24 protein-coding genes and 1 pseudogene are annotated in these 25,788 nt (G+C 68.9%); 12 read left to right on the plus strand and 13 right to left on the minus strand.

The window, feature by feature from the left end; all coding sequences use genetic code 11:
- Window positions 1-281 precede the first annotated feature (281 nt).
- From JIX55_RS04370 to JIX55_RS04380, 3 genes are read left to right on the plus strand one after another with little or no spacing between them, the layout of a single operon-like run.
- On the plus strand, window positions 282-2,426 hold the full coding sequence (locus tag JIX55_RS04370) for a molybdopterin-containing oxidoreductase family protein (protein WP_257561891.1): 2,145 nt from the start codon (window positions 282-284) through the stop codon (window positions 2,424-2,426).
- 3 nt (window positions 2,427-2,429) lie between these two features.
- Complete coding sequence (gene fdxA, locus JIX55_RS04375; RefSeq protein ID WP_257561892.1) at window positions 2,430-2,756, plus strand: ferredoxin; 327 nt, start codon at window positions 2,430-2,432, stop codon at window positions 2,754-2,756.
- Window positions 2,746-3,756 carry an NAD(P)/FAD-dependent oxidoreductase gene (locus tag JIX55_RS04380; protein WP_257561893.1) on the plus strand — a complete coding sequence of 337 codons (1,011 nt, stop codon included), beginning with the start codon at window positions 2,746-2,748 and terminating at the stop codon, window positions 3,754-3,756. The genes fdxA and JIX55_RS04380 overlap by 11 nt, the downstream gene beginning before the upstream one ends.
- 9 nt (window positions 3,757-3,765) lie before the next feature.
- Here the strand turns inward: JIX55_RS04380 and JIX55_RS04385 are convergent, their stop codons facing one another.
- The gene (locus JIX55_RS04385) at window positions 3,766-4,728 is read right to left on the minus strand and encodes a helix-turn-helix domain-containing protein (RefSeq protein WP_257561894.1); all 963 of its coding nucleotides are present in this window, start codon (window positions 4,726-4,728) and stop codon (window positions 3,766-3,768) included.
- 306 nt (window positions 4,729-5,034) lie between these two features.
- Between JIX55_RS04385 and JIX55_RS04390 the strand changes: the two genes are divergently transcribed.
- From JIX55_RS04390 to JIX55_RS04420, 6 genes are all read left to right on the plus strand, one after another.
- Window positions 5,035-5,529 carry a molybdenum cofactor biosynthesis protein MoaE gene (locus tag JIX55_RS04390; RefSeq protein WP_257561895.1) on the plus strand — a complete coding sequence of 165 codons (495 nt, stop codon included), beginning with the start codon at window positions 5,035-5,037 and terminating at the stop codon, window positions 5,527-5,529.
- On the plus strand, window positions 5,529-6,542 hold the full coding sequence (gene moaA / locus JIX55_RS04395; RefSeq protein ID WP_257569211.1) for a GTP 3',8-cyclase MoaA: 1,014 nt from the start codon (window positions 5,529-5,531) through the stop codon (window positions 6,540-6,542). Before JIX55_RS04390 ends, moaA begins: the two co-directional genes overlap by 1 nt.
- A 23-nt stretch (window positions 6,543-6,565) precedes the next feature.
- A complete protein-coding gene (locus tag JIX55_RS04400) occupies window positions 6,566-6,811 on the plus strand; it encodes a MoaD/ThiS family protein (RefSeq protein WP_257561896.1) in 246 nt (81 codons plus the stop codon).
- 3 nt (window positions 6,812-6,814) lie between these two features.
- Complete coding sequence (locus tag JIX55_RS04405) at window positions 6,815-7,258, plus strand: CBS domain-containing protein (RefSeq protein WP_257561897.1); 444 nt, start codon at window positions 6,815-6,817, stop codon at window positions 7,256-7,258.
- A gap of 700 nt (window positions 7,259-7,958) precedes the next feature.
- Complete coding sequence (locus JIX55_RS04415) at window positions 7,959-8,861, plus strand: aminoglycoside phosphotransferase family protein (protein ID WP_257561898.1); 903 nt, start codon at window positions 7,959-7,961, stop codon at window positions 8,859-8,861.
- 248 nt (window positions 8,862-9,109) lie between these two features.
- Window positions 9,110-10,237 carry a hypothetical protein gene (locus JIX55_RS04420; RefSeq protein ID WP_257561899.1) on the plus strand — a complete coding sequence of 376 codons (1,128 nt, stop codon included), beginning with the start codon at window positions 9,110-9,112 and terminating at the stop codon, window positions 10,235-10,237.
- A gap of 433 nt (window positions 10,238-10,670) precedes the next feature.
- Here the strand turns inward: JIX55_RS04420 and JIX55_RS04425 are convergent, their stop codons facing one another.
- The 7 genes from JIX55_RS04425 to JIX55_RS04455 all read right to left on the minus strand — a co-directional run bounded on the left by JIX55_RS04425 (window position 10,671) and on the right by JIX55_RS04455 (window position 18,543).
- Complete coding sequence (locus JIX55_RS04425; RefSeq protein WP_257561900.1) at window positions 10,671-11,690, minus strand: zinc-dependent alcohol dehydrogenase; 1,020 nt, start codon at window positions 11,688-11,690, stop codon at window positions 10,671-10,673.
- A gap of 75 nt (window positions 11,691-11,765) precedes the next feature.
- The gene (locus JIX55_RS04430; RefSeq protein WP_257561901.1) at window positions 11,766-12,089 is read right to left on the minus strand and encodes a putative quinol monooxygenase; all 324 of its coding nucleotides are present in this window, start codon (window positions 12,087-12,089) and stop codon (window positions 11,766-11,768) included.
- Window positions 12,090-12,166: 77 nt separating this feature from the next.
- Window positions 12,167-13,801: an AMP-binding protein gene (locus tag JIX55_RS04435; protein WP_257561903.1), complete on the minus strand. Its 1,635-nt coding sequence runs from the start codon at window positions 13,799-13,801 to the stop codon at window positions 12,167-12,169.
- Complete coding sequence (locus JIX55_RS04440; protein WP_257561904.1) at window positions 13,798-14,994, minus strand: serine hydrolase domain-containing protein; 1,197 nt, start codon at window positions 14,992-14,994, stop codon at window positions 13,798-13,800. The genes JIX55_RS04435 and JIX55_RS04440 overlap by 4 nt, the downstream gene beginning before the upstream one ends.
- A gap of 2 nt (window positions 14,995-14,996) precedes the next feature.
- On the minus strand, window positions 14,997-16,538 hold the full coding sequence (locus tag JIX55_RS04445) for a flavin-containing monooxygenase (protein ID WP_257561905.1): 1,542 nt from the start codon (window positions 16,536-16,538) through the stop codon (window positions 14,997-14,999).
- Between the two features lie 56 nt (window positions 16,539-16,594).
- Window positions 16,595-17,638, minus strand: a complete 1,044-nt coding sequence (locus JIX55_RS04450) for an AraC family transcriptional regulator (protein ID WP_257561906.1) — start codon at window positions 17,636-17,638, stop codon at window positions 16,595-16,597.
- Window positions 17,639-17,805: 167 nt separating this feature from the next.
- Entirely contained in the window at window positions 17,806-18,543 is a 738-nt protein-coding gene (locus JIX55_RS04455) for a PaaI family thioesterase (protein WP_257561907.1), read from the minus strand.
- A gap of 166 nt (window positions 18,544-18,709) precedes the next feature.
- Here JIX55_RS04455 and JIX55_RS04460 point away from each other — a divergent pair, with 166 nt between their 5' ends.
- The gene (locus JIX55_RS04460; protein ID WP_257561908.1) at window positions 18,710-19,294 is read left to right on the plus strand and encodes a TetR/AcrR family transcriptional regulator; all 585 of its coding nucleotides are present in this window, start codon (window positions 18,710-18,712) and stop codon (window positions 19,292-19,294) included.
- A gap of 29 nt (window positions 19,295-19,323) precedes the next feature.
- On the opposite strand, the gene JIX55_RS04465 is transcribed toward JIX55_RS04460, so the two are convergent.
- From JIX55_RS04465 to JIX55_RS04480, 4 genes and pseudogenes are all read right to left on the minus strand, one after another.
- Window positions 19,324-19,800, minus strand: a complete 477-nt coding sequence (locus tag JIX55_RS04465) for a tautomerase family protein (protein WP_257561909.1) — start codon at window positions 19,798-19,800, stop codon at window positions 19,324-19,326.
- A gap of 200 nt (window positions 19,801-20,000) precedes the next feature.
- Entirely contained in the window at window positions 20,001-20,888 is an 888-nt protein-coding gene (locus tag JIX55_RS04470; protein ID WP_257561911.1) for a phytanoyl-CoA dioxygenase family protein, read from the minus strand.
- Window positions 20,889-21,629: 741 nt separating this feature from the next.
- Window positions 21,630-22,211: a TetR/AcrR family transcriptional regulator gene (locus tag JIX55_RS04475; RefSeq protein WP_257561912.1), complete on the minus strand. Its 582-nt coding sequence runs from the start codon at window positions 22,209-22,211 to the stop codon at window positions 21,630-21,632.
- Between the two features lie 276 nt (window positions 22,212-22,487).
- A pseudogene (locus JIX55_RS04480) lies at window positions 22,488-22,565 on the minus strand (XdhC family protein); the annotation flags it as partial.
- A 120-nt stretch (window positions 22,566-22,685) separates the two neighbouring features.
- On the opposite strand from JIX55_RS04480, the gene JIX55_RS04485 reads away from it, so the two are divergent.
- Window positions 22,686-23,267 carry a TetR/AcrR family transcriptional regulator gene (locus tag JIX55_RS04485; protein WP_257561913.1) on the plus strand — a complete coding sequence of 194 codons (582 nt, stop codon included), beginning with the start codon at window positions 22,686-22,688 and terminating at the stop codon, window positions 23,265-23,267.
- A gap of 665 nt (window positions 23,268-23,932) precedes the next feature.
- Here JIX55_RS04485 and JIX55_RS04490 read toward each other — a convergent pair.
- Entirely contained in the window at window positions 23,933-24,781 is an 849-nt protein-coding gene (locus tag JIX55_RS04490; protein ID WP_257561914.1) for an aldo/keto reductase, read from the minus strand.
- A 72-nt stretch (window positions 24,782-24,853) separates the two neighbouring features.
- Here JIX55_RS04490 and JIX55_RS04495 point away from each other — a divergent pair, with 72 nt between their 5' ends.
- The gene (locus tag JIX55_RS04495; RefSeq protein WP_257561915.1) at window positions 24,854-25,525 is read left to right on the plus strand and encodes a DNA-binding response regulator; all 672 of its coding nucleotides are present in this window, start codon (window positions 24,854-24,856) and stop codon (window positions 25,523-25,525) included.
- Window positions 25,526-25,788 lie beyond the last annotated feature (263 nt).

Genomic DNA, 25,788 nt, shown 5'->3' on the forward strand with positions numbered 1-25,788 from the left:
CGCTTCTGTGCCACAACCTGGGAAGGCCGCCTCGCGGGTTACCGTCCGCGCCGCGATGGCCAACACGGCACGTCGACCGCGACCTCCTCGACCACCACAGAATTCGGGTGGTGGACAAGGGTCGAGAGCACGTCGCCATCACACGAGCGACCATCGACCGTGCCCTGGAGGGGAGGTGATCCCGGTCTGTCGCCCATGGTCAAGAGCCTGTCGCCTGCTGCCTAACCGTCGGCGGTCGGGTCCTCGACGATCGGGGAAGGCACGATCCGAGGGGAAGACACATGAACGCGACAGCGGCAACCGGTACGACCCAGGTGCGGGGTGCGTGTCCGCACGACTGCCCCGATACCTGCGCGATGAGGATCACCGTCACGGACGGCAAAGCCGTGAGCGTGACCGGTGACCGTGAACATCCGTACACGCGCGGCGGCTTGTGTGTGAAGGTCGACAACTATCTGGACCGGGTCTACAGCCCGGACCGTGTGCTGTACCCGATGCGGCGCACGGGGCCGAAGGGCAGCGGTCAGTTCGAGCGGATCACCTGGGACCAGGCGCTGGACGAGATCGCGGACCGGTTCCGGGCGGTCTCCGCGGAGTTCGGGCCCGAGGCGATCATGCCGTGCAGCTACCTGGGCACCCAGGGAATCCTGAACGGGCTCAACGTGGGCGATCCGTTCTTCGCCAGGCTCGGTGCCACCGTCGCCGAGCGTACCTACTGCGACTCCGGTGCGTGCACGGCCTACACGATGACGATCGGCGACTGCGCCGGAGTGGACCCGGAGAGCCTGGTCCACTCGAAGTTCATCCTGATCTGGGCCTGCAACGTCATGAGCACCAACCTGCATCTGTGGCCGTTCATCGCCGAAGCCCGCAAGCGGGGAGCCACGGTGGTCGTGGTGGATCCGGTGAAGACCCGTACCGCGAGGGCCGCCGACTGGCACATCCCGATCCGGCCGGGCACCGATGGAGCTCTCGCCCTGGCGATGATGAACGTGATCACCGAAGAGGGACTCACCGACGACGACTACATCGCCAACTACACCGTCGGCTACGACGAACTGGCGGAGCGGGTACGGCAGTACACCCCCGAATGGGCCGCCGAGGAGACCGGCGTCCCGGCAGAGGACATCCGCAGACTGGCTCGCGGCTATGCCTCCGCGCAGCCGTCCGTGATCCGCATCGGCGTTGCGGTGGAGCGGCATGCCGGTGGTGGCCAGACGGTGCGGGCGCTGGCCTCCCTGCCCGCGCTGGTCGGCGCGTGGCGCAACCCCGGGGGCGGGATTCTGCAGCTGCCGCTGTGGGCGTTCCCGGTCAACTGGGGCGCGATGATGCATCCGGAGATGCTTCAGCCCGGCAAGCGGGTCGTGAACCAGTACCTGCTGGGGCAGGCCCTCACCGGCGGCCTCGAACTCGATCCGCCCCTCAAGGCGCTGATGGTCTACAACTCCAACCCCGTGGTCACCTGCCCCGATCAGGAGAGGCTGATCGAGGGCCTGAAGCGGGAGGACCTGTTCACCGTCGTCAGTGAGCAGTTCATGACCGACACCGCCCAGTTCGCCGACATCGTGCTGCCCGCCACCACACAGCTCGAGCAGGACGACATCATGTTCTCCTGGGGCCACCTCTACGTCACCTACAACCACCGCTCGATCACGCCGCTCGGCGAAGCGGTACCCAACACGGAGCTGTTCCGGCGGCTGGCAGCGCGGATGGGCTTCACCGAGGCGGTGTTCCGGCGTACGGACGACGAGATGATCGCGGAGGCGTTCGACTGGTCGGCGCCCGCCATGCGGGGCATCACCGTCGAGTCGCTGAAGGAGAAGGGCTGGCAGCGGCTGACCGTACCGCCCCCGGACCAGTACGCCCCGTACGCGGAGGGCGACTTCCCCACCCCGTCCGGCAAGGTGGAGTTCAAGTCCTCCATCGCGGAGACCGTCGGGAACTTCGTGGTGCCGCTGTTCCGGCAGGGCTCCAACGACCATCAGCCGGGCACCCCGGTCGATCCGCTGCCGCACTACGTTTCGCCTCGCGAGTCGACGCGCGCGAATCCCGAGCTGGCCGCACGGCACCCGCTCAGCCTGATCACCCCGAAGTCGCATGCCTACCTGAACTCCAGCAGCGCCAACCTGCCGTTGCACCGGCGCGTGCAGGGGGAGCCCAACGTCCTCATCCATCCCGACGACGCCGCCGCGCGTTCCATCGTCACCGGCGAGGACGTTCGGGTGTTCAACGAGCGCGGCTCGTTCGTGGTGAAGGCGAAGGTCGACAAGTCGGTCCTGGCGGGCGTCGCCGTCTCGGCGTACGGCGGCTGGCGCATGCACACGACGTCGCTGTCCACGATGGCGTCCCTGAATCCCACCGTCTTCGCCGACCTGGGCAACGCACCCACGTTCTCCGACACACTCGTCCAGATAGAGAAGGCCTGACCCATGGCGTATGTCGTGACCGACGCCTGCGTGGACATCCTCGACCAGTCCTGCGTCGAGGAATGCCCGGTGGACTGCATCTACCAGGGCGACCGGATGATGTACATCCACCCCGACGAATGCGTCGACTGCGGGAAGTGCATGACCGTCTGCCCGAGCGACGCGATCCACTGGGAGCACAAGATCCCCGTGGACCTGGCCCCGTTCGCCACGGCCGCCGTCGAGTTCTTCGAGGAGCACGAGGACGCGGCCGGCGGTGCGTCCTCGCGCGGACCGGTCGGCGTCGACCATCCCCTGCTGCGGGAAAGGCGTGGCACCGGTGAGGACTGAGCACGAGACCGTGTCCGGTTCCGGCGGCGACGCGTGCGACAGTGACCTGCTGATCGTCGGCGCCGGGCCGGTCGGGCTCTACGCGGCCTACTACGCCGGGTTCCGGGGCATGTCGGTCACGGTGATCGACGCTCTCGACGAGCCCGGCGGCCAGATGGCGGCGCTCTATCCCGAGAAGAAGGTCTACGACGTCGCCGGATTCCCCGCCGTGAAGGCGCAGGACCTCGTCGACGCCCTGGTCGAGCAGGCGGCGCAGGCGAAACCCCGCTACCTGCTCGGCCACACCGCGCAGACACTGGAGGACACGGCGGACGGCATCGCCGTCACCACCCACCGGGGCACGGTGGTCAAGGCGAAAGCCGTACTGGTCACCGGCGGGATCGGCAGCTTCACGCCACGCCCGCTGCCGACGGGCTCCGAGTACGAGAACCGCGGCCTTCGCTACTTCGTGCCGAAGCCGGCCGAACTCGCCGGCGCCGACGTGGTGGTCGTCGGCGGCGGGGACTCCGCGGTGGACTGGGCGCTCGCGCTCGAACCGCTCGCCCGCACGGTCTCGCTCGTCCACCGCCGGCCCCGGTTCCGGGCACACGAGCACAGCGTCCGGCAGCTGCGCGCGTCGTCCGTGCGGCTGTACACCCCGCACGAGGTGCACCGGATAAGCGGCGAGAACTGCGTCGAACAGGTGGAGTTGATGAGCCTCGAGACCGGGGCGACCGAGAACCTGCGGGCCGACGCGGTGGTGGCCGCCCTCGGCTTCGTCGCGAACCTCGGCCCGCTCGCGACGTGGGGGTTCGAGATGCGGGGTCGGCACATCGCGGTGGACCGGACCATGCGCACGAGCCGGCCGCGCGTGTACGCCGCGGGCGACATCGCCGGCTACGACGGCAGGGTCGCGTTGATCTCGGTCGGTTTCGGCGAGGCCGCACTCGCGGTGAACAACCTTGCCCCGCTGGTCGATCCCACGCTCGGCACGGTGCCAGGACACTCCAGCGACGGGTAGAGACAGGCCCTATGCCCGGGCCCGAGTGCGGTAGGCGGTGGGTGAGGTGCCGTAGGTTTCGCGGAACGCCCGGCTGAACACGGCGAGATCGGTGAACCCCCAGCGGACGCAGATCTCGGTGAGTGTGGCGTCGCCTCCCCGGCGGGTCAGCAGGTCACGTCGGCACCGCTCCAGCCGCTGGCGCCGGATCACTTGGGACACCGTCTGTCCGCGGCGTGCGAACATCCGCTGGAGCTGGCGCGTCGACACGAAGTGCGCCTGCGCGACGCGTTCCGGGGACATGTCCGGATCGCCGAGGTGCTCGTCGATGTAGGTGTCGATCCGCCGCAGCAGGCTCGCGTGGCGGTCGGTGCCCTCGCCGAGGCCATGCGTCTCCGTCGCGATGGTCGCCACCAGGTCGCCGATCTCATCGGCGATCCGGAGGGCGCCGGCCTCGCTGACGGTCGGCTTCGCGACGAGTACGTCGGTCAGCATCCTGCTCAGCACCCCGGTGATGCCGCTGCCGCCGTCCAGAGTCCGGCAGGTGAGCGAGACGGACTCACTGTCGCTGAGCTGGATCGTGTCGCGGGGCCAGGTGAAGACGGCGAGGTCCCAGTAGGGGGAGGCGGCATCCGAGCGAAGTGCCCAGTGAAAAGGTCGTTCTGTCTCGTAGATGACGAAGTCGCCGGGGCGAAGGGTCGCTTCGTGCCCGTCCTGCGTGGCACGCGCCTCACCCCGGCGGACCAGGCAGACCTGGAAGTAGCGCTCGCCGTCGCACCGCAGCAGTTCCTTTGTGCGGATGACGTCCTGGTCCACCGAGCGGACTCCCGACACCTGGAGGTGGCCGAGGAAGCTGCTGTGCACGGCGCCGTCGAACGAGCCGTAGTCCCGTTCGACGTCCACGTCGAGGCTGACGAAATGGTCCCGCAGCAGGTCCCGCCAGACCTCCCGTTGGCTGGTGTTCGTCTCGTTCGACGCCGCCGCCGCTGTCATGGCTCCACCTCGCTCGCATGCCGTGCCCACTCGGCGTTGGACGAGTGCTGGTGGGCGAAATTCTCAGCCGATTCCATAGGCGGATCGTTGTCGCCATGTAAAAGACCGGAAAATCCCGTCTCACTGACGCGTTCCGGTCGCCGCTGGTCAAAAGCCTGTCGCACGGAGTCCTGTGCGGGCGGCCCCGGCCGGTGAGGATGAACGCGAGCGCCGATCAAGAACGCGAGGGAACGCATCGTGATAGCCGTCGTGAATGATCAAATCTGCTGTCCGGAAGAACGGGAAGAATCGATCGAGAACATCCGAGTGGGCCTGACTCGGGACCGCGTCCCGGTCGCCGAGGCGATCGAGTGGGCGACCATGCCGCACTGTGGCGCGGTCGTCACTTTCACCGGCACGGTACGCGACAGCAACGACGACCTGGCGGGGCACCGTAGCGGGATCCTCGGGATCGACTACGAGGCGTACGACCGGCACGTCGAGCCACGGCTTTGCCGGATCGCCCTCGCCGCCCGAGACCGGTGGCCCGCCGTCGGGCGCGTGGTGTTGTTCCACCGCATCGGGCCGGTGCCCGTCACCGAGGCGAGCGTGCTGGTCGTGGTGTCCGCACCCCACCGCGGCGAGGCGTTCACCGCGGCTCGCTTCTGCATCGACGTCCTCAAGGAGTCCGTTCCGGTGTGGAAACGCGAACACGGTGGGGACGGCGTGAGCGGCTGGGTGGCGACCGGGAACCAGATCGACGACGTCACCGCCTCGGCGCACCGCTGGTGCCTCGCCCGTAACCCGGAGTCGGCGGCGTGATGATTCCGTCCGTCGCCGACCGCCGGTCCCGTCCGCTTCGCGACCTGCGGATCTCCATCACCGACCGGTGCAACCTGCGGTGCCGGTACTGCATGCCGCGCGAGCATTTCGGCCCGGGGCACCCTTACCTCGAGCCCGCCGACCTGCTGACCTTCGACGAGATCGCACGCCTGGCCCGGGTGTTCGCCTCCCTGGGCGTGCGCAAGATCCGCCTCACCGGGGGCGAGCCGCTGCTGCGCCGGGGCGTCGCCGACCTCGTGGCGCTGCTCGCCTCGGTTCCCGGGCTCGACCTCGCGATGACCACCAACGGGTTGCTGTTGCCGGCGATGGCGCAACGCCTGGCGAAGGCCGGGCTGCGCCGGGTGACGGTGAGCCTGGACTCGCTCGACGACACCGTGTTCCGGGCGCTTGCCGACACCGCGGTTCCGGTGCGCCGGGTCCTCGACGGCATCGATGCCGCCGCACGGGCCGGCCTCACCCCCGTCAAGGTGAACATGGTGGTGAAGCGGGGGGTCAACGACGGGTGCGTACTGCCGATGGTGGAGCGGTTCCGGGACAGCGGCCACATCCTCCGCTTCATCGAGTACATGGACGTGGGAGCCACGAACGAGTGGCAACTCGGCGAGGTGCTGCCCGCCGCCGAGATCGTGCGCCTCATCGATGACCGCTACCCGCTCGAACCGCTCGGCGCGACCGACCCCGGCGAGGTGGCCACCCGCTACCGCTTCAGGGACGGCGCCGGGGAGATCGGTGTCATCGGCTCGGTGACGCGGCCGTTCTGCGGGGACTGCACGCGGGCCCGGTTGTCCGCCGACGGGAAGGTGCACACGTGTCTGTTCTCCTCCGGCGGGACCGACCTGCGGGCAATGGTGCGAGCGGGCGCCTCCGACGAGGAACTGCGCTCGGCCGTCCGCGCCCTCTGGGGCGCCCGGGAAGACCGCTATTCGGAGTTGCGCGGGCGCCGCACACGAGCGCGCGGCGATCGTGTCGAGATGTCCTACATCGGCGGGTGACCTGGAGAAAGGCGGATCGCCTCATGCCCACAATGCTGCTGTTCGCGGCCGCGCGGGAGGCGGCAGGCCGAGCCTGCGACGTGATTCCCGGCAGCACGCTCGGCGAGGTTCTCGACGAGGCACGCCGACGCTACGGCGGAGAGTTCGCCCAAGTGCTGGCGAACTCTCGGGTGTGGCTCAATGGAGAGACACCGTACGACGACATGCGCGGCGCCCCGTGCGAGGACGGCGACGAGATCGCCGTGCTGCCACCGATCAGCGGCGGATGATCGATGACCGATGAAGCCGCGTCGCGCGATCGCGTCGCAGATGTGATGGTCACCTGTCCCAAGACCCTGACACCGCTCGCCGGCGTGGACGACCTCCGAGCTCTCTTCAGCGACGACCACGTCCACATGGCCCTGGTCGTCGACTCGGATGGACGGCTCGTCACAACGATCGAGCGAGCGGACATCCCCGAAGCCCCAAACTCCACGCCCGTTACGGAGTTCGGGGCCCTCCTCGGCAGAACGGTGCAGCCGTCGTACCCACTTGATGCCGCTACGACAAGGATGATCCACGAGGCGCGACGCCGGTTGGCGGTGGTCGATGATGCCGGCCGCCTACTGGGGCTGCTCTGCCTGAAGCGAGACGGAAGCGGTTTCTGTACGAACGAGGGAATCCACGCTCGCGCTGACGAAAGGGAGCGAGCGCACTCTTTGCCTTCAATGGCCTGAGCATGCTGTTGGCGATCTTGGCCGCCGCGCTCTCCCTCAGCGCCTGTCTGCTGCTGCTCCTGCTCGTGCACGGTTTGCGCCGCCGCAAGCGCCGCGCCTGGCGGGCCGCCGTCGTACTGGTTCCGGCCGGTGCCGTGTCGCAGTTCACCTACCGGCCCTCGGCCCTCGGCATGTCCATCTCACCCGCACCGGCTTCGCCGCCATGCAGGCGGAGGGCTTCATCGACCTCGCCCTCTCCCTGCCCCGCTTCCTTCGCCGCCGCACGGCCACCTCGCACGCTTGCACCCACGGCACGGCGGAACGCGGCATACACACCGCATAGGGACCGCACGGTGCTGTCGACAGACCCGAGCGAGGAGACTTTCCTCGCCCCCTGGCCCCGGCTCCCCGCTCGGGTCACCGAACAGCCGCCGCGAGTCCGATGCGATCTGCTCGGCACCGCGCGGCACGCGCGAAATCCGCGCCGCGCCCCGGTTCACCAACCCCCAAGACAGCTCTCGCTCTCGGACAGGGCACTTGTGGTGGTCGGCTTTGTTCACGAGTTGCGTTGACAGCACTGAGGTACTTGCCAGGGCGGCGTGCCATCGACGAACCCACCCCACCACGCCGATATTGGGTGGCTGTTGGGGTCCGGGTGTCCGGGGAGGCGGTATTCCGGGGAGGGAGAGCCGCTCCGCATACCCCAGTAACGTGGCTCCGTATGACCGACGCCGAGATCGAGATCACCGCAGACCTGGTCCACGACCTGCTGCAGGAGCAGCATCCGGACCTCACAGGGCTGGCCATCCGCGAAGTGGCGGGCGGATGGGACAACCAACAGTGGCGCCTCGGGGACAAGTTGGCCGTGCGCATGCCGCGTACAGAACGTGCCCCGGACCTCCAGCGCAAGGAGCGCCGATGGCTGCCCGTCCTGGCCCCACGCCTGCCGCTCCCGGTCCCCGAGCCTGTGCGGATCGGTGAACCGTCCGCGCGTTTCCCGAAGCCCTGGACCATCATGACGTGGGTCCCCGGCGAGCCACTGGACTACACCTCGATCAGCCGCGGCGACCACGCGGCCGACACTCTGGCGGGCTTCCTCAGGGCGCTCCATGTGGAGGCGCCCGCCGAGGCGCCGACCGGTTCGGACCGCGGCGCTCACCCCAAGAAGTGCACGGACGGCTTCGACCACTTCTTTCAAGCCGTTGCACCCGGCGGCATCGCCGACGACATCCGGGCCGTCTGGGACGATGCCGTCGCGGCCCCCGAGTGGGAGAGCCCGCCGGTGTGGGTGCACGGTGACCTTCATCCCGCGAATGTCGTCGTCTCGGACGGGACACTCTCGGGCGTGATCGACTTCGGAGACATGTTCGCCGGCGATCCGGCGTGGGACCTCGCAGCCGCATGGGTGGTCCTTCCCGCGGGCGCCGCCTCACGCTTCTTCGACGTGTACGCGCACGCGGACGAGGCGACGATCCAGCGCGCCCGCGGACTGGCCGCTCTGAAAAGCCTGTTCCTCATGCTGATGGGCCAGAACGGAGACCGGGGCCTTCCTGGCGGCAAGCCGACATGGGGACCCGCAGGCCAGGCGGCGCTCGATCGTGTTCTGAGAGACGGTCTGATGTAGACACGGAGCGACGAGCCTCCGAGGCCCCGCCCCACGCCCATCCGTTCGGTGCGGCCGGAGGGTCTCTCGGCGCGCTCGCCCTGTCCGGCACCGTGAGGTGACACCCTGTCGGCGCCGGGCCGCGGATCGGCGTCGCCCGTGCCCGGACCACCAGGGGTTCCTCTCGGGCGCGGGTTGGCGTCCTCGCCGTTGCCACCGGCACGCCATGGACGGCAGGTCGGCTGGTGCACAATGCCTGCGGATCACCGATGGTGTGGTCAGCAGGCGAACGGGGGCCGGTCGTGCCGATGTACCGCAAGAACGTGATCAAGCCTTGGCAGTTGGTGCTGCTGGGGCTGCCGCTGGTGATCGCCGGTGTGGGGACGCCTGCCGTCATGATGCCGTCGGCGCTGGCGGACGAGCGAGCGTACACCGCCGCCCCGCAATGCCCCGTGGGGACGCCACCGGAGGCACCGGGTGACTGCCTCAGCCGGCGGAATGCCACCGTCCTCGGCAAGGACACCACCGGCGGAGGCAAGTACAAGAGGTACTACCTCGTTCTCGGATTCGCAGACGGTTCCCAACAGCGGGTGCGGCTGCAGTCCGGGGTCTCCAACCAGAAGAAGGTCGAGCAGGGGGAGCCGGTCACCGTCACCGGCTGGCGCCACGAGATACGCGAGATCACCACGCGCGACGACGAACTGCTCACCACCACCGCGTACCCCGTCAGTTCGTATCTGCCCCTCATGCTGGTGGCCGTGTCCTTGACACCCCTGGGGGGATCGGTGTTGTGGATGGCCTACTGGGTGCGCCGGCTGCGGCGTACCGGCCGCAGCATCGAGTCCGTCGGCCGGTGGCACACCTCGGTCCCGTTCGTGACAGCCATGCTCTACGCCATCGTCGCCGTGGCCGCGGTGGTGGCGTCGCCGACTCCGGCTGTCGGGGCCGCCGCCGCGGGAGTTGCCGCGGCCGGCGCGGTGCTGATCGCCGCCCTGCGCTGGCGGGGGGAGCGGGCCAAGGCGGAGCGGCGGGCTGCCGCGCTGCTGGCCGGTGTCCAGGTGGGCGTCCCGGTGACCGAGTTGCTGCTGCCCGCTCGGGTCCTGGGCGACGTTCCCTACAGCCGCGAGGACTGTGACCACCTCGTCGTCGGCCCGGCCGGCCTGGCGGCCACGCCCGACCCGCGCGGCATGGCGGGGCGTATACCCCTGCCCGCGTCCCTGGCCTTCGTCCGTCTCCACGCCAGAGTGGCGCTGGCCCCGCGGACGACCGGCCTCGTCCGGCCGCTATTTGTGGAATGCCGGGACGGCGACCGCGAAGTGCTGATCGCCGCCGACCGCGATCACGTGCCGTGGATCCTGGGCGCGTTGCGGGCACAGCCCCAACGCGTCGGCTACTGAAGTCTACTGAGCCCGCCTTGGCGCCCCCTCCGTGAGGCGGGGGCGCCAAGGCGGGCAGTGCGTGGAGCTTCTTACCGTGCAGGGCGAGGAGGTGGGTGCCGTCGGTGGCCACGTGCCACTGCGATGGGCCGCCATGATGTCCATGGGGTTCATACCCGTGCCTGCATGAGGTGGGGACGGATGAACGGGCCAACTCAGAAGGCCCATGGTGCTGCTGAGCGGGCGCGGTGGCTCCGCAGAACGCCGGCTACCTGTGAGCAGCGCACCCCGGCGCGACCACGTCGTCCAGACGTGCGGCACCGGGGAATCGAGTTCACCGGTGACCGGACCGTGGTGCGTCACGACGGCCCCGAACCGCTCGACCGGGTCACCGATCAGCTCGGCGCCTCCGTTCGAGCGGTGATCGCCGCGACGGACCGACGGTCCCGGTGCCTCAGTTCTCCAGGACGAAGATCGGCTTGTGGCCGGCGCGGTCGGAGGTCAGCACGTCGGGGATCTCGTCCCAGCCGTGGATTCCGCTGGTGACCAGCTCGGGATGGAGCGTCCCGGAGGCCACCGCCTCGAGCGTCGGCGTCATGTTCGGTCGCGCGTGCCCCTTGCCGTTGTGGAAGTGGACCCCGCGCTGGTACAGGGCGAGCAGCGGGAGCTGGACGTCGTCGAAGTAGATGCCGACGCTGTTGACGTAGCCCTCGGGCATGACCGAAAGCAGCGCCTTGCGCAGCCGCTCCGGGTCGCAGCTGGCGTCCACGGCGAGGTGGAAGTCCTTCTCCCGCTTGCCGTGGACATCGTGGACCTCGGCGCCGAGCTGCTCGGCGACCTTCATCCTGACCGGGTCGTCGTCGTAGTACACGGTGCGGGCGCCGGCGCAGTGGACCGCGACGTCGACGCAGTACAGGCCGATGGAACCGGTACCGCCGAAGACCGCGATCTTCGGGTCGGGGATCCCGGCGACGGTCGGCATCACCGTCTCCCAGCCGAGCGCGAGGTTGTCGCCGATCGAGGCCAGGTGTACCGGATCGACTCCGGCGGGCAGCTTGGCGAGGTTGAAGTCCGCGTACGGGACGCGGATGAGTTCGTCGAAGGTCCCGCCCCAGGCCCCGTTGACCGGAAGGCCGTACTGGGCGTCGCCGTGGAGGAGACAGCGGGCGGTGTGTCCGAGCTTGCACTGCGCGCAGGTGCCGCACGCGATGTGCCAGGCGACGCCGACGATGTCGCCGACCGCGACGTCCGTGCAGTCGGGGCCGACCTCGATCACCGTGCCCACGCACTCGTGGCCGATCGGGAACGGGCCGAATCCGGAGAACGGGGTCTTGTCGCCGATGACATGGTGGTCGAGATCGCACGTCGTGGCCGCGAGCGGCCGTACGAGCGCGTCGGTGCCCTCGACGATGGTGGGGGCGTCGACCTCGTCGAAGCGCAGCTGTCCGGGCGCGACGAACATCAGGCTCTTCATGGGAATGCTCCTCGTTTTCGTGGAGGGGGACCGGGTCGGCCGATCTGCCTGCCGGCCCGGTCGCCCGTTGTGCGGTCAGACGGCGCCGGTGTCCGGGTCGCCGGCGGGGATCGCGTCCAGCAACTCCGTCTGCGGGGGGCCTGCGAGCGCCTGCGCCAGTGCGGCGCCGACCTCCCGCATCGCGGCACCGCGCAGGTGCGCGCCCAGCGCCTCCTGGGAGGCCCACCTCTCAACCACGACGAATTCACCGGTGGCGCCCGCCTTGCGGTGCAGCGCATACCGCAGACATCCGGGCTCGGCGTGCACCGCGGGCACCGCCGCCTTCAACGTCTTCTCGACCAGCTCTTCCTGGCCCGGCTTGGCGACCAGCGTCGCCACTACGACAACCGGATTGGCCATCGAATACCCCTCTCAATTTCAGCGATATAACAATCGTTATAATCATGACCGACCGCGCACCGGCGGTCCCGGCTGAATCACTCACCGACCGGCGAGTGGCCCGCCGACGCGCGACCGTGCCCACGGCCCCCTGCCCGCAATTCCTTCCGCAGGATTTTGCCCGCCGACGATTTGGGTATCGCGGCGATGAATTCCACGTCCCTCACCTTCTTGTACGGTGCAACCTGTGCGGCGAGGAATTCCATGACCTGCTCGGCGCTCAACGCGGAATTGCCGGTGACGACGAACGCCTTCGGGATCTCCTCGCCCTCGGCGTCGACCACGCCGATCACAGCGGCGTCGACGATGTCCGGGTGGGTCAGCAGCAGCGCCTCGAGTTCGGCCGGCGCGACCTGGTAACCCTTGTACTTGATCAGCTCCTTGATGCGGTCGACGATGTAGACGCATCCGGTGGAATCGACCCTCGCCAAGTCCCCGGTGTGCAGAAACCCGTCGGCGTCGACAGTCGCAGCGGTGGCTTCCGGATTGCCCAGGTAGCCGGCCATCACGTTCGGGCCGCGCACCCACAGCTCTCCCGGCTCGCTCAGCCCTTCCGCGGGCACGTCGATCTCGGCGCCGGTCGCAGGATCCACGAGTTTGTCGACCGTGTTGGGAACCGGCCAACCGCTGGCGGCGATCGGCGCGCGGCGACCGGCGATCGCGACCCCTCCGTCGGCCACCGGCACGATGTGGCTGACCGGGCTCAACTCGGTCATGCCGTACCCCTGGACGACCGGCACCGACAGCCGCCGCGACACCGCCGCGCCCAACTCCTCGTCCAGCGGAGCCGCGCCGCTGACGATCGCCCGCAGCGACGTCAGGTCGTAGGAGTCCACCAGCGGGTGCTTGGCCAGGGCCACCGCGATCGGTGGCGCGATGTACAGGTAGGTGACGCGGTGACGCTGGATGGCCTCCAGAAAGGCCTTCAGATCGAATCGGGCCATGGTGACGATACGGCCGCGTGCGGCAAGCGTTGAGTTCAGCAGCGCGGTCATGCCGTAGATGTGGAAGAACGGCAGCGCCGCCAGCACCACGTCGTCGGAGCGCAGGTCCAGGACCGGCGCGAGCTGCGCGATGTTCGCCACCAGGTTCCGGTGGGTCAGCATCACCCCCTTCGGCACGCCCGTGGTGCCGGAGCTGAAGGGCAACACGGCCACCCGCTCGGCCGGATCGAACCGGTCAGGCGCGGGTACCGGGTCGATGGCGAGGGCGGACGCGGGCGGGCGCTCGGCGTCCAGCAGCAGGATCGCAGCCGCGTCGAGCCCGGCCACGCCCGTCGCTTCCTGTGCCGCCGACGCGAACGCCGTCACCGTCACCAGTGTTTGTGCCCGGGCGGCGCTCAACTGCCTGGCGATCTCCGCGGCGGTGGACAGCAGGTTCACCGTGGTCACGGTCGCTCCGGCCCGCAGGATCCCGTGGAAGGCGATCGCGAACGCCGGCGTGTTCGGGCACAGCAGCGCCACCGCGTCGCCGGGGCCGATGCCACGCGTCACCAGTTCGGCGGCGAATCCGTCGACGCGCGTCTTCAATGACCCGTACGTCAACGATTCTCCGGATTCCGCGGAGACCAGCGCGACCCGCTCCAGGTCGGCGGGACTCAGACCCGCGAACAGGAATTCGTGCAGCCCGAGATCAGAAAGCTCCACATCGGCATGGGGACTGGCGAAACTCATGGATGTACCTTCGATTCAAAATGTTCCCTGACCACAGATCGGCGGTCCCTTTGCTGTTCCAGCGCCGCGAAAGCTGCGCTGACGTACTGAGTCGTGCGGTCGCTGCCGAGCAGCCCGGTGCCCATGTTGTTCATGACGTAGGAGATCGTGGCCCGGCGCTCGGTGTCGATCACGACCACCGATCCGCCCCAGCCCGTCCAGAAGCAGATCCGACCACGGGGGAGATACGGCACCGCCGGCGAAGGCAGGCCGTAACCGATGCCGAATCGCAGATTCGCCCCGAGCACCAGATCCGGGCCGTCGGACTGCTGTCTGAAGATGAGCTCGATGGTCTGCGGCGACAGCAGCCGTACACCGCCGAGCGTGCCGCCGCAGGCGACGACCGAGTGGATTCTGGCGAGCGACCGGGCGTTGCCGTGGCCGTTGGCGGCGCCGATCTCGGCGCGACGCCACTCGGGAGTCCATGACTCGTCCGCCGTGCCGAGGGGGCCGGTGCAGGTCTTCATCCACACGCCGTCCGGATCGGCGCCGGCAAGGTCCGTCGACCGGAACGGCGGCGGCGGAACGACATCGGCGACCCGGCCGAATTCGGAGTCCGGCAAGCCGATGTGGAAGTCGGCGTCCAACGGACCGGCGATCTCCTCGGCGACGAACCGGCCCAGCGTCCGCCCGTCGATCCGCCGGATCAGCTCGCCCACAAGGTGCCCGTAGGTGAGCAGGTGGTATCCCGACGCCGTGCCCGGGGGCCACCACGGCGTCTGCGCGGCCAGCCGGGCCGTCGACGTCGGTACGTCGCAGACGTCCGCGACGGTCACCGGCCGGTCCCACCCCGAGACGCCGGAGGTGTGCGACAACAGATGCCGGACCAGCACACTCTCCTTGCCGTGGGCCGCGAACTCCGGCCAGTACCGGGCCACCGGGGCATCGATGTCCAGCAGTCCACGCTCGACCAGCAGCAGCGCCGCCAGGGCCGTGACGGTTTTCGTACACGACCAGACATTCGTGATCGTGTCCCGCCGCCACGGCACGGTACGGCTCTGGTCGATCCATCCGCCCCACAGGTCGACCACCGGCTCTCCGTCGATCGTGACCGCGATCGAGGCACCGAGCTCCTCGCCCGAGTCGAGGTTCTCGGAGAGCAGTGCGCCCACCTCCGCGAAGCGTGCGTCACACACGCCGTCCAGGTGTGCCACGGTCAGCCTCCCGGTCGGCGATCGTCTCCGGCCGGTGAGCCGGCATAGGGCCGTGCAAACGACGCGCGGGGCACTCCGCGTAGCTCGCGGCGGAGATTCGCGCGTGCGACGTCGGCAGCGTCCAACGGATAGGTCTGGTGCATCCGCCACGGGCTGCGGTCGCCCTGCCGGGGGAAGGTGGCGACGCCCCGCTGGACGTAGCTCGACGCCAGTTCGATCATGGGCTTCTCAGGCACCCCGGGCTCCGCGGGTGCGGTGACCACCGCGAGGTCGGCGCGGCGCATGTGATTGAGGATCCGGCACACCAGTCGCGCGGTGAGATCCGCCCGCATCGTCCAGGACAGGTTGACGTAGCCGAAGCAGAGCGCGAAGTTCGGCACGTCGCTGAGCATGGCGCCCCGCCACAGCATGTGACGCGCGGGCTCGACCGGCCTGCCGTCGACGCTCACGTCGATGTGGCCCAGCGCCAGCATGCGCAGCCCGGTCGCCGTCACCACGATGTCGGCCGGCAGCACCGCCCCCGAGCGCAGCCGGATTCCCTCCGCGACGAAGCCGTCGATGTGATCGGTGACCACGTCGACTTCCTCACGCTTGATCGCCTTGAACAGGTCTGCGTCAGCCGTGATGCACACCCGTTGGTCCCACGGCGCGTACGGCGGCGTGAAGTGCTCACGCACCGCGTCCTCGCCGATCCGCCGTGCGGCGGCCGTGGTCAGCAACGTCCGCGCCCGGTCCGGGAACCGTCGGCAGTAGTGGTAGAAGCCGTTGGCGTAGGCGGCGTTCCGAGCCCGGACGACCCGGTGTGCCAACCCGGCGGGCAGACGCCGCCGGAGCTTGTCGGCGAACCGGTCCCGGCGCGGCAGCGAACTGACCCACGTGGGCGTGCGCTGCAGCATGGTCACCTTCGCCGCGTCGCGCGCCATCGCGGGGACCACCGTGATCGCGGTCGCGCCGCTGCCGATCACAACAACACGCTTGCCGGCGTAGTCGAGTTCGTCGGGCCAGAACTGCGGATGCACCACCCTGCCGGCGAACGACTCGACGCCCGGGAACTGAGGGTCATGTCCGCGCTCGTAGTCGTAGTAGCCGGTGCAGGTGAAAAGGAACGAGCACGTCACAGTGGACCGCTTCGGCCCGTCCTCGCCCTCGGTCCGCTCGATGGTCACCGTCCAGCGGGCCGTCTCACTGCACCAGTCCGCCGCCACCACTTTCGTGCCGCAATGGATATGGCGGTCGATACCGAACTGCTCGACGGTGCGCCGCAGGTAGCCGAGGATCTCGCCCCCGTCGGCCATGGAATTCCCGCCGGTCCACGGCTGGAACGGAAAACTGAGCGTGTAGATGTCGGAGTCGGCACGGACTCCGGGATACCGGAACAGATCCCACGTCCCGCCCAGGGACTCACGGGCCTCCAGCACGGCATACGACCGATCGGGACACTGCGACTGCACCCGGTACGCGGCGTCGATTCCGGAGATCCCCGCGCCGACGATCACGACTTCGATGTGATCGGGCAGCGAAGAAGGGTTTGCGGAACTCGTCATGACACCCGAGTATCGGGGCGTTCCGGACCCTCCACTTAACCTTGGGCGACAAAAATTTAACTCTGCGCGACACCGTTTGGTGTTGGTCCGACCTTGGCGTCACGGCGGACCTGCGTGGGCGTTCTGCCGAACCAGCGGCGCGCCGCGCGTGTCAGCGCCGCCTGTCCGGCCAACTCCACCAACGACGCGACTTGGGAGAACGGCATATCGGTCCTCGTCAGCAACCGGTGGGCCGCGTTCTTGCGTACGTCGTCGAGGATCGACTGGAACGAGGTGCCCTCCTCCGCCAGTCGTCGCTGCAACGTACGCGGATGCGTGTGCAACCACTCGGCGACCAGGTCGATCCGCGCGGGAACCGTACCCAGAGCGCGGCTGACCGCCGACCGCACCATGGTGGAGACACTGTCGCGGGGGTCGGTGTAGTGCGACTCCAAGTACTCCACGACCATGCGCCGCAGTTCGGGATTGACCGGGGTCGACATCGGCTGGGCGAAGAGCTTCGTCGGCACCCGCAGCAGGGCCTGGCCGGCGTTGAACCGGACCGGCGCGCCGAAGAACTCGGCGTACAACGACTCGTCGGTCAGCGGCGGATGGGGCATATAGACCCCGAGCAAATCGTATCCGCCGCTCATCGTGATGAGAATACGGTGCAGTTGCCCCAAGCCCGCGTCGATCGTCTGCGGCTCATACGGAATGTCCGGATGCAACATCCGGTATTCGACGGCCCCCACCCCCGCATAGCGCTCGGGATCAGGCTCACGCGAGAGACGGATAGCCTGGTTGTGCACGAACAGGAATCGGGACGCACAGTCCAGCCCTTCCCCGACCGTGTCACAATTGCCGACCGCCAAGGCCAACGGGCCGAGCATCGACATGTCCTGATAGGCAGCCAAACGCAACCCGAAGTCGGGACAGTTCAATTTCTTCGCCGCGTTCCGCAGGATCCGCCCGGCTGTCGCCGTCGGCAACAGTCCGTCCTCGGAATCCAAATCGCTGGGCGAAACGCCGAAATCGGCCAACAGCCTCGCCCCGTCGCCCCCGAGATCGTCGATCAGTCGATCGATACCCCGGATCGCAGCGGCCCGGATCTCCATTTGCATGCGCCAACCAACTCTCCATCGCCGGGCCCCGCGGGCTTCGTAAGCCCGGCCGGGTCCACCGAGTACGCGCGGGGAGCGTCCGCAGGCTGACCGGAAAGCCGCCTGGGCGTGTGAAACATGGCCACGTCCGCCGGCTCGTCGGCGAGAAGCGTTCACTCACCGTCCATTTACAGGTCGGGGAACAGGGCGCGGGTCCGGTGGGGATCGGGGGCGACGAAGACACCGTCAGCTGTGACCAGGTCTGTGGTGTGGTCCGCCAGAGTGGTGATCGATCCGGCCACGAAGATCTTGCGGTTGTCCGTGCCGGTGACGCGAGCGAGGATCCGCAGGGGTGTCTCCAGCGGGACGGGCCGGTGGTAGCGCATCTGCAGGGAGACGGTCAGGCCGGCCATTCCGGCTGCCGCGCAGGTGCGCCCCATGAGTTCGTCCAGGAGCATGGCGCTCATGCCGCCGTGGCCGTAGCCGGGCGGGCCTGCGTGGGCGATGCCCAGGGTGCAGTGACCGACCAGGCCGTGCTCGGTGGACGTGACGTGCACGGGCGGTGCCAGCGGGCTGCCGGCTCCGACGACGGGGCTGTAGATCCGTGTCCCCCCGGGGAACTCGTCCACCTCGGGGATCTCCGCCCGCGCGCGCCGCCGTCCCGTCAGTCGGCCGGTGACCCGACGGACGTCATCTGCCACGCGGTTGAGGGTCTCCGGGGAGGCGGCGGTACGGACGGTGGCCTCCACCAAAGCGCGCAGTTCGCGGCCGAGGCGAGTGATGGCCGCTTTCTGGTGTTCCAGATCCTCGTCCGTCGCTCGCGCGTGTGGAGTGTCGGCGTCGGTGGCCGACGGGTCGGCGAGGGAGGCGCGCGGCGGGTTTCTCGGTGCGGTGGTCCGGGACGAGCTGCGAGTGCGGTCAGACATCGGTCAGGACATCGGCCGGGGCCGTGAGACGGATCATCGTCGGCATAAGACATGCCTCTCTTCGTTTCGTTCGATGACACTCTGGACTATGACAGTCGCTATAGGCGACGATCACGGTAGACTATGACGATCGTTATAGCCAGCGAAGCCAGAAGGGATCACGTACGTGACCAAGCCCACCCCGACGGCGCGCGAGCGAATCGTCGCCGGAGCCGCCGACATGATCAGTCGGCGCGGCCTGAACGCCACGAGCATCCGCGAGATGGCCAAGCACGCCCGGGCGCCGCTCGGCTCGACGTACCACTACTTCCCCGAGGGCAAGCAGCAGTTGGCCACCGAGGCCGTCCGCTACACGGGCGAGTGGGTCGCCCGTGCCCTGCGCAAGGAGCTGGAGGCGGGCCCGGTCGCCGGCCTGCGGGCCTTCCTCGCCCTGTGGCGCAAGATCGTCGTCGACAGCGACTTCCGGGCCGGCTGCCCCGTCCTCGCCGTCTCCATCGAGGAACCTGCCACCGACGAGACACCCGCCGCCCTCACGGCGGCCGCCGACGTCTTCACCGAGTGGGAGAGGTTGCTGGCCGCCTCGCTGCACGAGCACGGCACCGAACGCGAACAGGCGGCACAGCTCGCGACGCTCATCGTCGCGGCCGTCGAGGGAACCGTCGCCATGTGCCGCGCCAAGCGCAGCACCCAGCCCCTCGACGACACCGCGGAGCAGTTGCAGGCACTCATCCTCGCCACCATCAAGGACTGATCGGAGCCACCCCTTTACGACTCCGGCCTTCAGGCACCGAGCGCGGCGCGGACCGCCTTGACCCTCTCCTCCGTGAACACTCCGCTCTCAAGGAGCGACAGGACGGACAGCACGCCGCCGGACGACCCCCAGCTGCCCTCCTCGATCACACGGAAGTTGACCCACCACGCCGGTGACGGCTTCTCCAGTCCGCAGGCCGCCGCCAGTGCGGCCAGGACGCGCTCGATGACCTCGGCCCGCACATCCGGCTGCCAGGCGGCATCCATGACCGCGAGGTCGATCGCCATCACGTCGAGCTCCGGGTCGACGTCCGCCAGGAGACGGCCGCCGATAGCCATCATGTCCCGCTCGCGCTCGACGAAGTGCACCTGGAACCCAGGCCGGGCGGCGGGAGCGCGCTGCCCGACCTCGGGCACCAGCACCGCGTCCGTCAGTGTCTCGGCCAGCTCACGGCGCTGCTCAAGGCTCAGGCGCCCCTTCGGTGCGTTCACGGTGATGATGGTCACGACATCCTCCTATGACAGTCGTTATAGAGAGCAGCAGAATACACCCGCCTATAACGCCTGTCATACCGAGCCCTGGCTCGACGACAGGCGTTCGCACGAGCCACCGCGCCGTCATGCACAGAGCATGGCCTCGACCGGCCTGTGCGGGCAGGTCCCAGCGCGCTCATCGGAGCGGAGCAAAACACTCGGGTGATGAGCCTTCAGGAGCGGCCGTCGAGCAGGCGCTTGGGGTGCATGCCGTCGACCATTCCGAGGAAGGGCGGATGGATGCTGTAGCCGAGCATCCGGCGGATGTCCTCGGACACCACGCGGACCGTGTCACGGGTGGTGGACAGAGTGAACGCCTCCTGCGGCCGGAGCCATGGCTCGCAGTACTGGGCCGTGACGGCCAAGCGGGCATCGGCGGACGCATTGGCGCCGCCCCCATGCCACAGAGTGCCGACGAAGAAGACGCAGGAGCCCGGTGACATGACGGCCTTCACCCTGGCGTCGTCGTCAGCCGGCTGACGGTCGCCCCAGCGGTTTGTGCCCGGCAGGACCACGGTGGCGCCGTTCTCCTCGGTAAAGGCGTCGATGGCCCACACCGTGGCCGCACTCAGCGGTGGCCGGGGGCGAGGTACGGGATACATGCCGTCGTCGTGGTGCAGCAACTGGGCTTCCTCACCAGGTTGGATGTTGATGACCTGGAGTTGGGAGAGCAGGTAGTTGGGCAGGAGCAGCCGGTCCAGCAGTGCCAGAACTCTCGGGTGGTCGACCATGCGGTCACAGGCTCGGGTCTTGTTGAGGACGCTGTAGACGCGCTGGGTCCGCCGACCCTCGAAGGTATTGCGGCCGGTCCTGTCCAGCAGGGGCGTCACGGCTGCCCGGACGTCCTCGCACTCGGCTTCGGTGAGCAGGTTGTCCAGGATGACGTATCCGTCGCGTTCCAGGACGGCGAGGTCGGCGTCGACCACGGCGGCGGGGACTGTGGCTCCACTGCTTTCCGTAGCCCTGTGCCGTCGAGCCAGGTCGGCATGGAGGCCGTCGAGCGAGTCAATGGTGTCCACACGACTGTGGCCGGGGTCCGGCAGGTCGGGCGTTTGGGACATGACGCTGCACTCCTCGATCGACTTGGTGAACACCCGCACGCGTCTCGCCGGTTGTGGGCGGCGCCGGTGGATTCCGTTGCGGGAAGGACGCCGACATCCGCGTCGGGCCGGGCGGCCTGGGCTCACGTGAGTGGGGACCAGTTCGGATGCCGACACTCGCCGGTGACTGCCTGACCTGTCGTCCGGCAGTGGTCAGCCATGAACCCGACAGAGCAAAGCGGACAGCTGTCCACCTCCAGGGGAACCCTAGTGGACAGCCGTCCGGATAGCAAGGGTGACCTTGAGCTCCGAGCGTCGACGTCGCCCCGGCCTTCAGCAGCCGGCTCACGCCGACGCGAGATCCCCCACCCAAGACCGATCGCCGAGCCGGAACGACCCACCCGGACGTGGCCGCCGATGACTTCACCTTCGCGCTTACGGACCCCCGGGATCCCTGGGGAACGGCCACACGCGACCACACGCCCGCAGCCCTCATCGAGGCGACCCATCGAGCGAGACCGCCAACGCCCTGACCCGCGAGGCCCTCCACTCGCTCCCGGCCGGCTTGGCCCTCGCCCCCAAGACCGACCGGAGCCACCCCCGACGGCGGACTGCGTCAGACCACTGATCCCGCCGCCCCGCGGCCGATGACCGTGAGGAACCCGAAACCCTCGGCGTCGACCGCTTCGGCCTCGCCCACCTGCGCATCGGACACCTGTCCGCGCGGCAAGGCCGATCCCGCAGATGCCGGCCTGCCGGTCGTCACCCTCGCCCTGGCGCTCCCGCGCGCAGCCCGTCCATGACAAGACCCAGGAGCCGAGCGCTCTGGGTTTGCCAGTCCCCACGAGCATCGATCTGCCAGATGCCGGCGATGGCCAGGATGAAGTCGTCGGCGGTCACCCCCGGACGGATGGTGCCGGCCTCGTGATTGGCCGAGACCAAAGCCTCGATCGCCTCGACCACCGGGGCGTATCCCGGCTGCGCAGAGCCCTCCGCCGTACCGACGATCTGACGCATGACGTCCGACAGGCCGACCTTGGCGACGGCGAAGCGAGCAAGCTGGTCCATCCATTCACGCAGCGCCTGGTCGGGCTTCCGGGTTTCGAGCAGCTCCGCCGCAGCATCGGTGAGCAGTCGCACCTCGTGGCTGTAGACCTCCAGGACGAGCGCCTCACGGTTGGGGAAGTTGCGATAGAACGTGCCCTGCCCAACCCCCGCCTTCTTCGCGATCAGACTTAGCGGGACATCCGCGGCACGAGACAACTCCGCCAGCGCCACCTTCAGAATCCGCTCCCGATTGCGCTGCGCATCCGAGCGCTGAGGCCCACCGCTCCTGGACGCCACTCCCCCTCCTTCTGGGCTCACGCCCACAACCCCTTGATAACCGGATAGCTGTCCGATACGTTTCCGGGTAACGGACACAGCTCCGCTTAGGTCCACCATAACGCCAGCCTCAGTCGAGGAGAGCCGCCGATGGCATGCGGCCGGCAGGCGGTCAGGTCGTCAAGGCACGGACGGACGGGGGCGTACCGGCCTGTATATGGCGAGTGCACGCCGCCGCGCCCGCGATTCCGGTCTCGCCGGTGCCCTTGGTTTTGACGGGTGCGTCGGGTCCGGGTCTTCGATGCAACCACCAGAGACCGATCCGATGGCGTTGCCGTCGCGGTTGACGGCAAGGGCCGCCCCGAGTCCGCGTGGTGTTTGAGCGAGTCGCCGGTTATGGCGTCACCTAAACGGACGATCGCCTGGTGCTGGCGAGTAGTGGACGACTATCCGACTGGCAACCAGGAAGGCCGGGCATGCCCGGGAGGAGGACGAGTGGAACCGAAGAGCGAGCCACCTCAGCGCTCGGACGCACAGCGCAATCGCGAGCGCATCCTCAAGGTGGCACTGGCCGAGCTGTCACTGTTCGCGGACGCCCCACTCAGCCTGATCGCCAAAAAGGCGGGAGTCGGGCAAGGGACGATGTACCGCCACTTTCCCAACCGCGAGACGCTCGTCCTCGAGGTCCACCACCGCGAGGTGCAGCATCTCGCCGACAGTGCGCCCCAGCTCCTGATGAGCGGGAAACCCGACGAGGCCCTGCGCGAGTGGATGAGCCGGCTCGCCGACTTCGCCATGGCCAGGGCCGGTCTGGCCGACGCACTACGCCAGGCGATCAGCGCGACGGGAGGCCCGGCGAAGCCTGAATACTCCCTGGTCATGGACGCGATCGAACTCCTGATCAACACCAACCGCGAGGCCGGCACCATCCGGCCGAACGCGACCACCGACGTCTTCGTCCTCGCCATAGCCGGCATCTGGCAGATGGACAGCCACAGCGACTGGCGGACCCAGTCCGGTCTGCTCCTGGACCTTGTGATGGATGGTCTGCGTGTGGGAGCCCCTGGGCCACCGTGAGTTTCCCTTGAGTCGCCTGCCGGCAGCGCCAACAGCAGATACAGGAAGAGGACCAGCCACAGGTCTCCGGGCCAGGCGATGACGCGCTGGAGGACGAACGGGACTCCCGCCGATCCGCCCGCCAGCCCACCGATCGTGAGCACCGGCCCGGCCACGAAGACGGCGTTCCCGACTCTCCGGTGGACGGAGCGCGGGAGCGAGGTTTCGCGTATGAGACGGCGCCACGCGTACCAGTGGAGCGTGACGAACGCCGCCGGAACGGCGACTGCGATGACGGCAAGAACGATGACCACGGCTTGGCGCAGTCCTTCGCTTGAGAACGCAGCATCAGGCTGGCAGTCGCCGAACGAGGACAACAGCAGGGCACCCGCCTGGGCGCCTTCCGCCGGGTCGCCACACACGACCCGGCCCTGTCGCTCGATCCGCGGGGAGCCGTCCGCTGTCTGCCACGGCGAGCAGGAGAGTCGCGCCAACAGGCAGTGGACGAGATGGTTGACAAGGTCGCCTCGTACTCACCGGCACCGCGCCCCGGTCGGTGTTTGGGAACCGCGGGTCGGCCGGCGAGATGACGGGCCGCGTCCATACCGTTTCCGGCGGTCGCGCCCGTCATCACGACGATGCTCGTGGGACGGTTCTCCTTGAGGCGTTTCGACAGCCCCCGGGGGTCACGAGAGGTCGGCGAGGTCTTCTTCGCTGAGGGTGATCCCGGCGGCGGCCATGTTGTCCTCCAAGTGCGAGAGGGAGCCCGTGCCCGGGATGGCCAGGGTCACCGGGGAGGAGGCCAGCAGCCAGGCCAGGCCGATCTGCGACACGGTGGCGCCGTGCCGGGCAGCGACCTTGGCCAGCCGCTCGTCGTCGAGTTCCCGGCCGCCACCGAGCGGGAAGAAGGGCACGAACGCGATGCCGGCCTCCTCGCAGGCGGCCAGCAGTTCCACGTCGTTGCGCTTGGCGGCGTGGAACTCGTTCTGCACTGCCACGACCGGGGCGATCGCGCGGGCCTCCGCGAGATGGTCGGCGTCGACGTTACTGACGCCGAGGTGACGGATCAGACCCTCCTCGCGCAGCGCCGCGAGGGCCTCGAAGCGGGCGGCGAGGGACTCACCGCGCGGGGGCTCCATGGGGCCGATGCGCAGGTAGACCAGGTCGAGGCGGTCCACGCCCAGGCCTTCGAGGTTGGCCTCGACATTGCCACGCATGTCGGCCGGGGTGGCGTGGTGGAGTCCGCCGTCGCGGATGACGGGGCCCACCTTGGTGGCGATGACCAGGTCGGACGCGTAGGGATGGAGGGCCTCGCGCATCAGGGTGTTCGCGCGTACCGCACCACCGGCGCTGAAGTAGAAGTCGGCGGTGTCGATGTGGTTGACGCCCAGCTCGACGGCGCGGCGCAGCACGGCACGGCCGGTCTCGGGGTCGCGGGCGGGACCGCCCATGCCCTCCTTGGACGGCAGGCGCATGGTGCCGAAGCCGAGACGGTTGACGGCCAGGTCGCCGCCGAGGCGGAATTCATTGCTCATGGGCACAGCCTGCATGGCCCGGAACCCGCTGACGAGGCCGTGGCACCTTGCTGCCAGAGGCACAATGAACGCATGCCACAGCACATGGCCATCAGAGGTGATCTTGAGCTCCGCGCCCGGATCAAGCCCTTGGTGGAGTTGTTTGACGCGGAATGGGTCAGCGCCGCACGCGACCTCGACACCTGGCCCGGCGCCCGCGAGTCCGCCCGCCTGCGGATACGACGTGATGGAGCACGTCAGGCCCGCAAGCTGTACAGTCCCGCCGTACTCGGCGACGAGCACGACCGGGAGATACTGCGGGAGATGGCCGCCCACGGCATCCAGGTGCGGATCACCACCACCCCATTGCCCCAGGGAACGGTCTTCATCGACCGGCGAACCATGTTCCTCACCGACCCCACTCCCCCGGCCCCGTCCGCTCACGGTCGGCGTCACCGTACGTACACGATGAGCGCCGAACCCGCCCTGGTCAGCGGGGTGTACGCGCTGTTCGAAGCCGCGTGGGAGTCGGCCACCGACTTGGCGGCCTTCTTCGACCCCGACCGGCCCCGGATCGACATGAAAGCCCGCGAGGTGCTGTACGCACTGGGCTCCGGCATGACCGACGTGACGGCCGCGCGCGCACTGGGCATGTCGCTGCGCACCTACCGCCGCAGGGTCGCCGAGCTCCTCGTCGCCCTGGGCGCGGACTCACGCTTCCAGGCCGGCATGCGCGCAGGCGAGTTGGGCCTGACCCGCAGGTGAGCAGAGCTTCGCCCGGCCCGAAGCGGGTCAGGCGTCGAGGTTCGGTTCGACGTGGTGGAGGTCCCGCCTGATCGGGGCCGATGCCGCCTTGGGCCCGGTGTCCTCCGGTGTCCGGTCCTACGACCACATCACCATCGCCAGGTCAGCCTTATACCCGGCGGCTTCCACCTCCGTGTCGTGAGGGTCGCCGGAGTGGTGCCACCCAGCCGACCCGGCTGCACATCCCGGCCGCGGTGGGGGCGGTTGCCGGGGCGTCGTCCGGG

This window comes from Streptomyces sp. DSM 40750 (genome assembly GCF_024612035.1).
Taxonomy (GTDB): Bacteria; Actinomycetota; Actinomycetes; order Streptomycetales; family Streptomycetaceae; genus Streptomyces.

Bases quoted from the DNA above. Each gene is read 5' to 3' on its own strand.
- JIX55_RS04370 (WP_257561891.1), top strand. From the start codon at position 282: ATGAACGCGACAGCGGCAACCGGTACGACCCAGGTGCGGGGTGCGTGT.
- fdxA (WP_257561892.1), top strand. From the start codon at position 2,430: ATGGCGTATGTCGTGACCGACGCCTGCGTGGACATCCTCGACCAGTCC.
- JIX55_RS04385 (WP_257561894.1), bottom strand. From the start codon at position 4,728: ATGACAGCGGCGGCGGCGTCGAACGAGACGAACACCAGCCAACGGGAG.
- moaA (WP_257569211.1), top strand. From the start codon at position 5,529: ATGATTCCGTCCGTCGCCGACCGCCGGTCCCGTCCGCTTCGCGACCTG.
- JIX55_RS04400 (WP_257561896.1), top strand. From the start codon at position 6,566: ATGCCCACAATGCTGCTGTTCGCGGCCGCGCGGGAGGCGGCAGGCCGA.
- JIX55_RS04405 (WP_257561897.1), top strand. From the start codon at position 6,815: ATGACCGATGAAGCCGCGTCGCGCGATCGCGTCGCAGATGTGATGGTC.
- JIX55_RS04415 (WP_257561898.1), top strand. From the start codon at position 7,959: ATGACCGACGCCGAGATCGAGATCACCGCAGACCTGGTCCACGACCTG.
- JIX55_RS04420 (WP_257561899.1), top strand. From the start codon at position 9,110: ATGGTGTGGTCAGCAGGCGAACGGGGGCCGGTCGTGCCGATGTACCGC.
- JIX55_RS04425 (WP_257561900.1), bottom strand. From the start codon at position 11,690: ATGAAGAGCCTGATGTTCGTCGCGCCCGGACAGCTGCGCTTCGACGAG.
- JIX55_RS04430 (WP_257561901.1), bottom strand. From the start codon at position 12,089: ATGGCCAATCCGGTTGTCGTAGTGGCGACGCTGGTCGCCAAGCCGGGC.
- JIX55_RS04435 (WP_257561903.1), bottom strand. From the start codon at position 13,801: ATGAGTTTCGCCAGTCCCCATGCCGATGTGGAGCTTTCTGATCTCGGG.
- JIX55_RS04445 (WP_257561905.1), bottom strand. From the start codon at position 16,538: ATGACGAGTTCCGCAAACCCTTCTTCGCTGCCCGATCACATCGAAGTC.
- JIX55_RS04450 (WP_257561906.1), bottom strand. From the start codon at position 17,638: ATGCAAATGGAGATCCGGGCCGCTGCGATCCGGGGTATCGATCGACTG.
- JIX55_RS04455 (WP_257561907.1), bottom strand. From the start codon at position 18,543: ATGTCTGACCGCACTCGCAGCTCGTCCCGGACCACCGCACCGAGAAAC.
- JIX55_RS04470 (WP_257561911.1), bottom strand. From the start codon at position 20,888: ATGTCCCAAACGCCCGACCTGCCGGACCCCGGCCACAGTCGTGTGGAC.
- JIX55_RS04490 (WP_257561914.1), bottom strand. From the start codon at position 24,781: ATGAGCAATGAATTCCGCCTCGGCGGCGACCTGGCCGTCAACCGTCTC.
- JIX55_RS04495 (WP_257561915.1), top strand. From the start codon at position 24,854: ATGCCACAGCACATGGCCATCAGAGGTGATCTTGAGCTCCGCGCCCGG.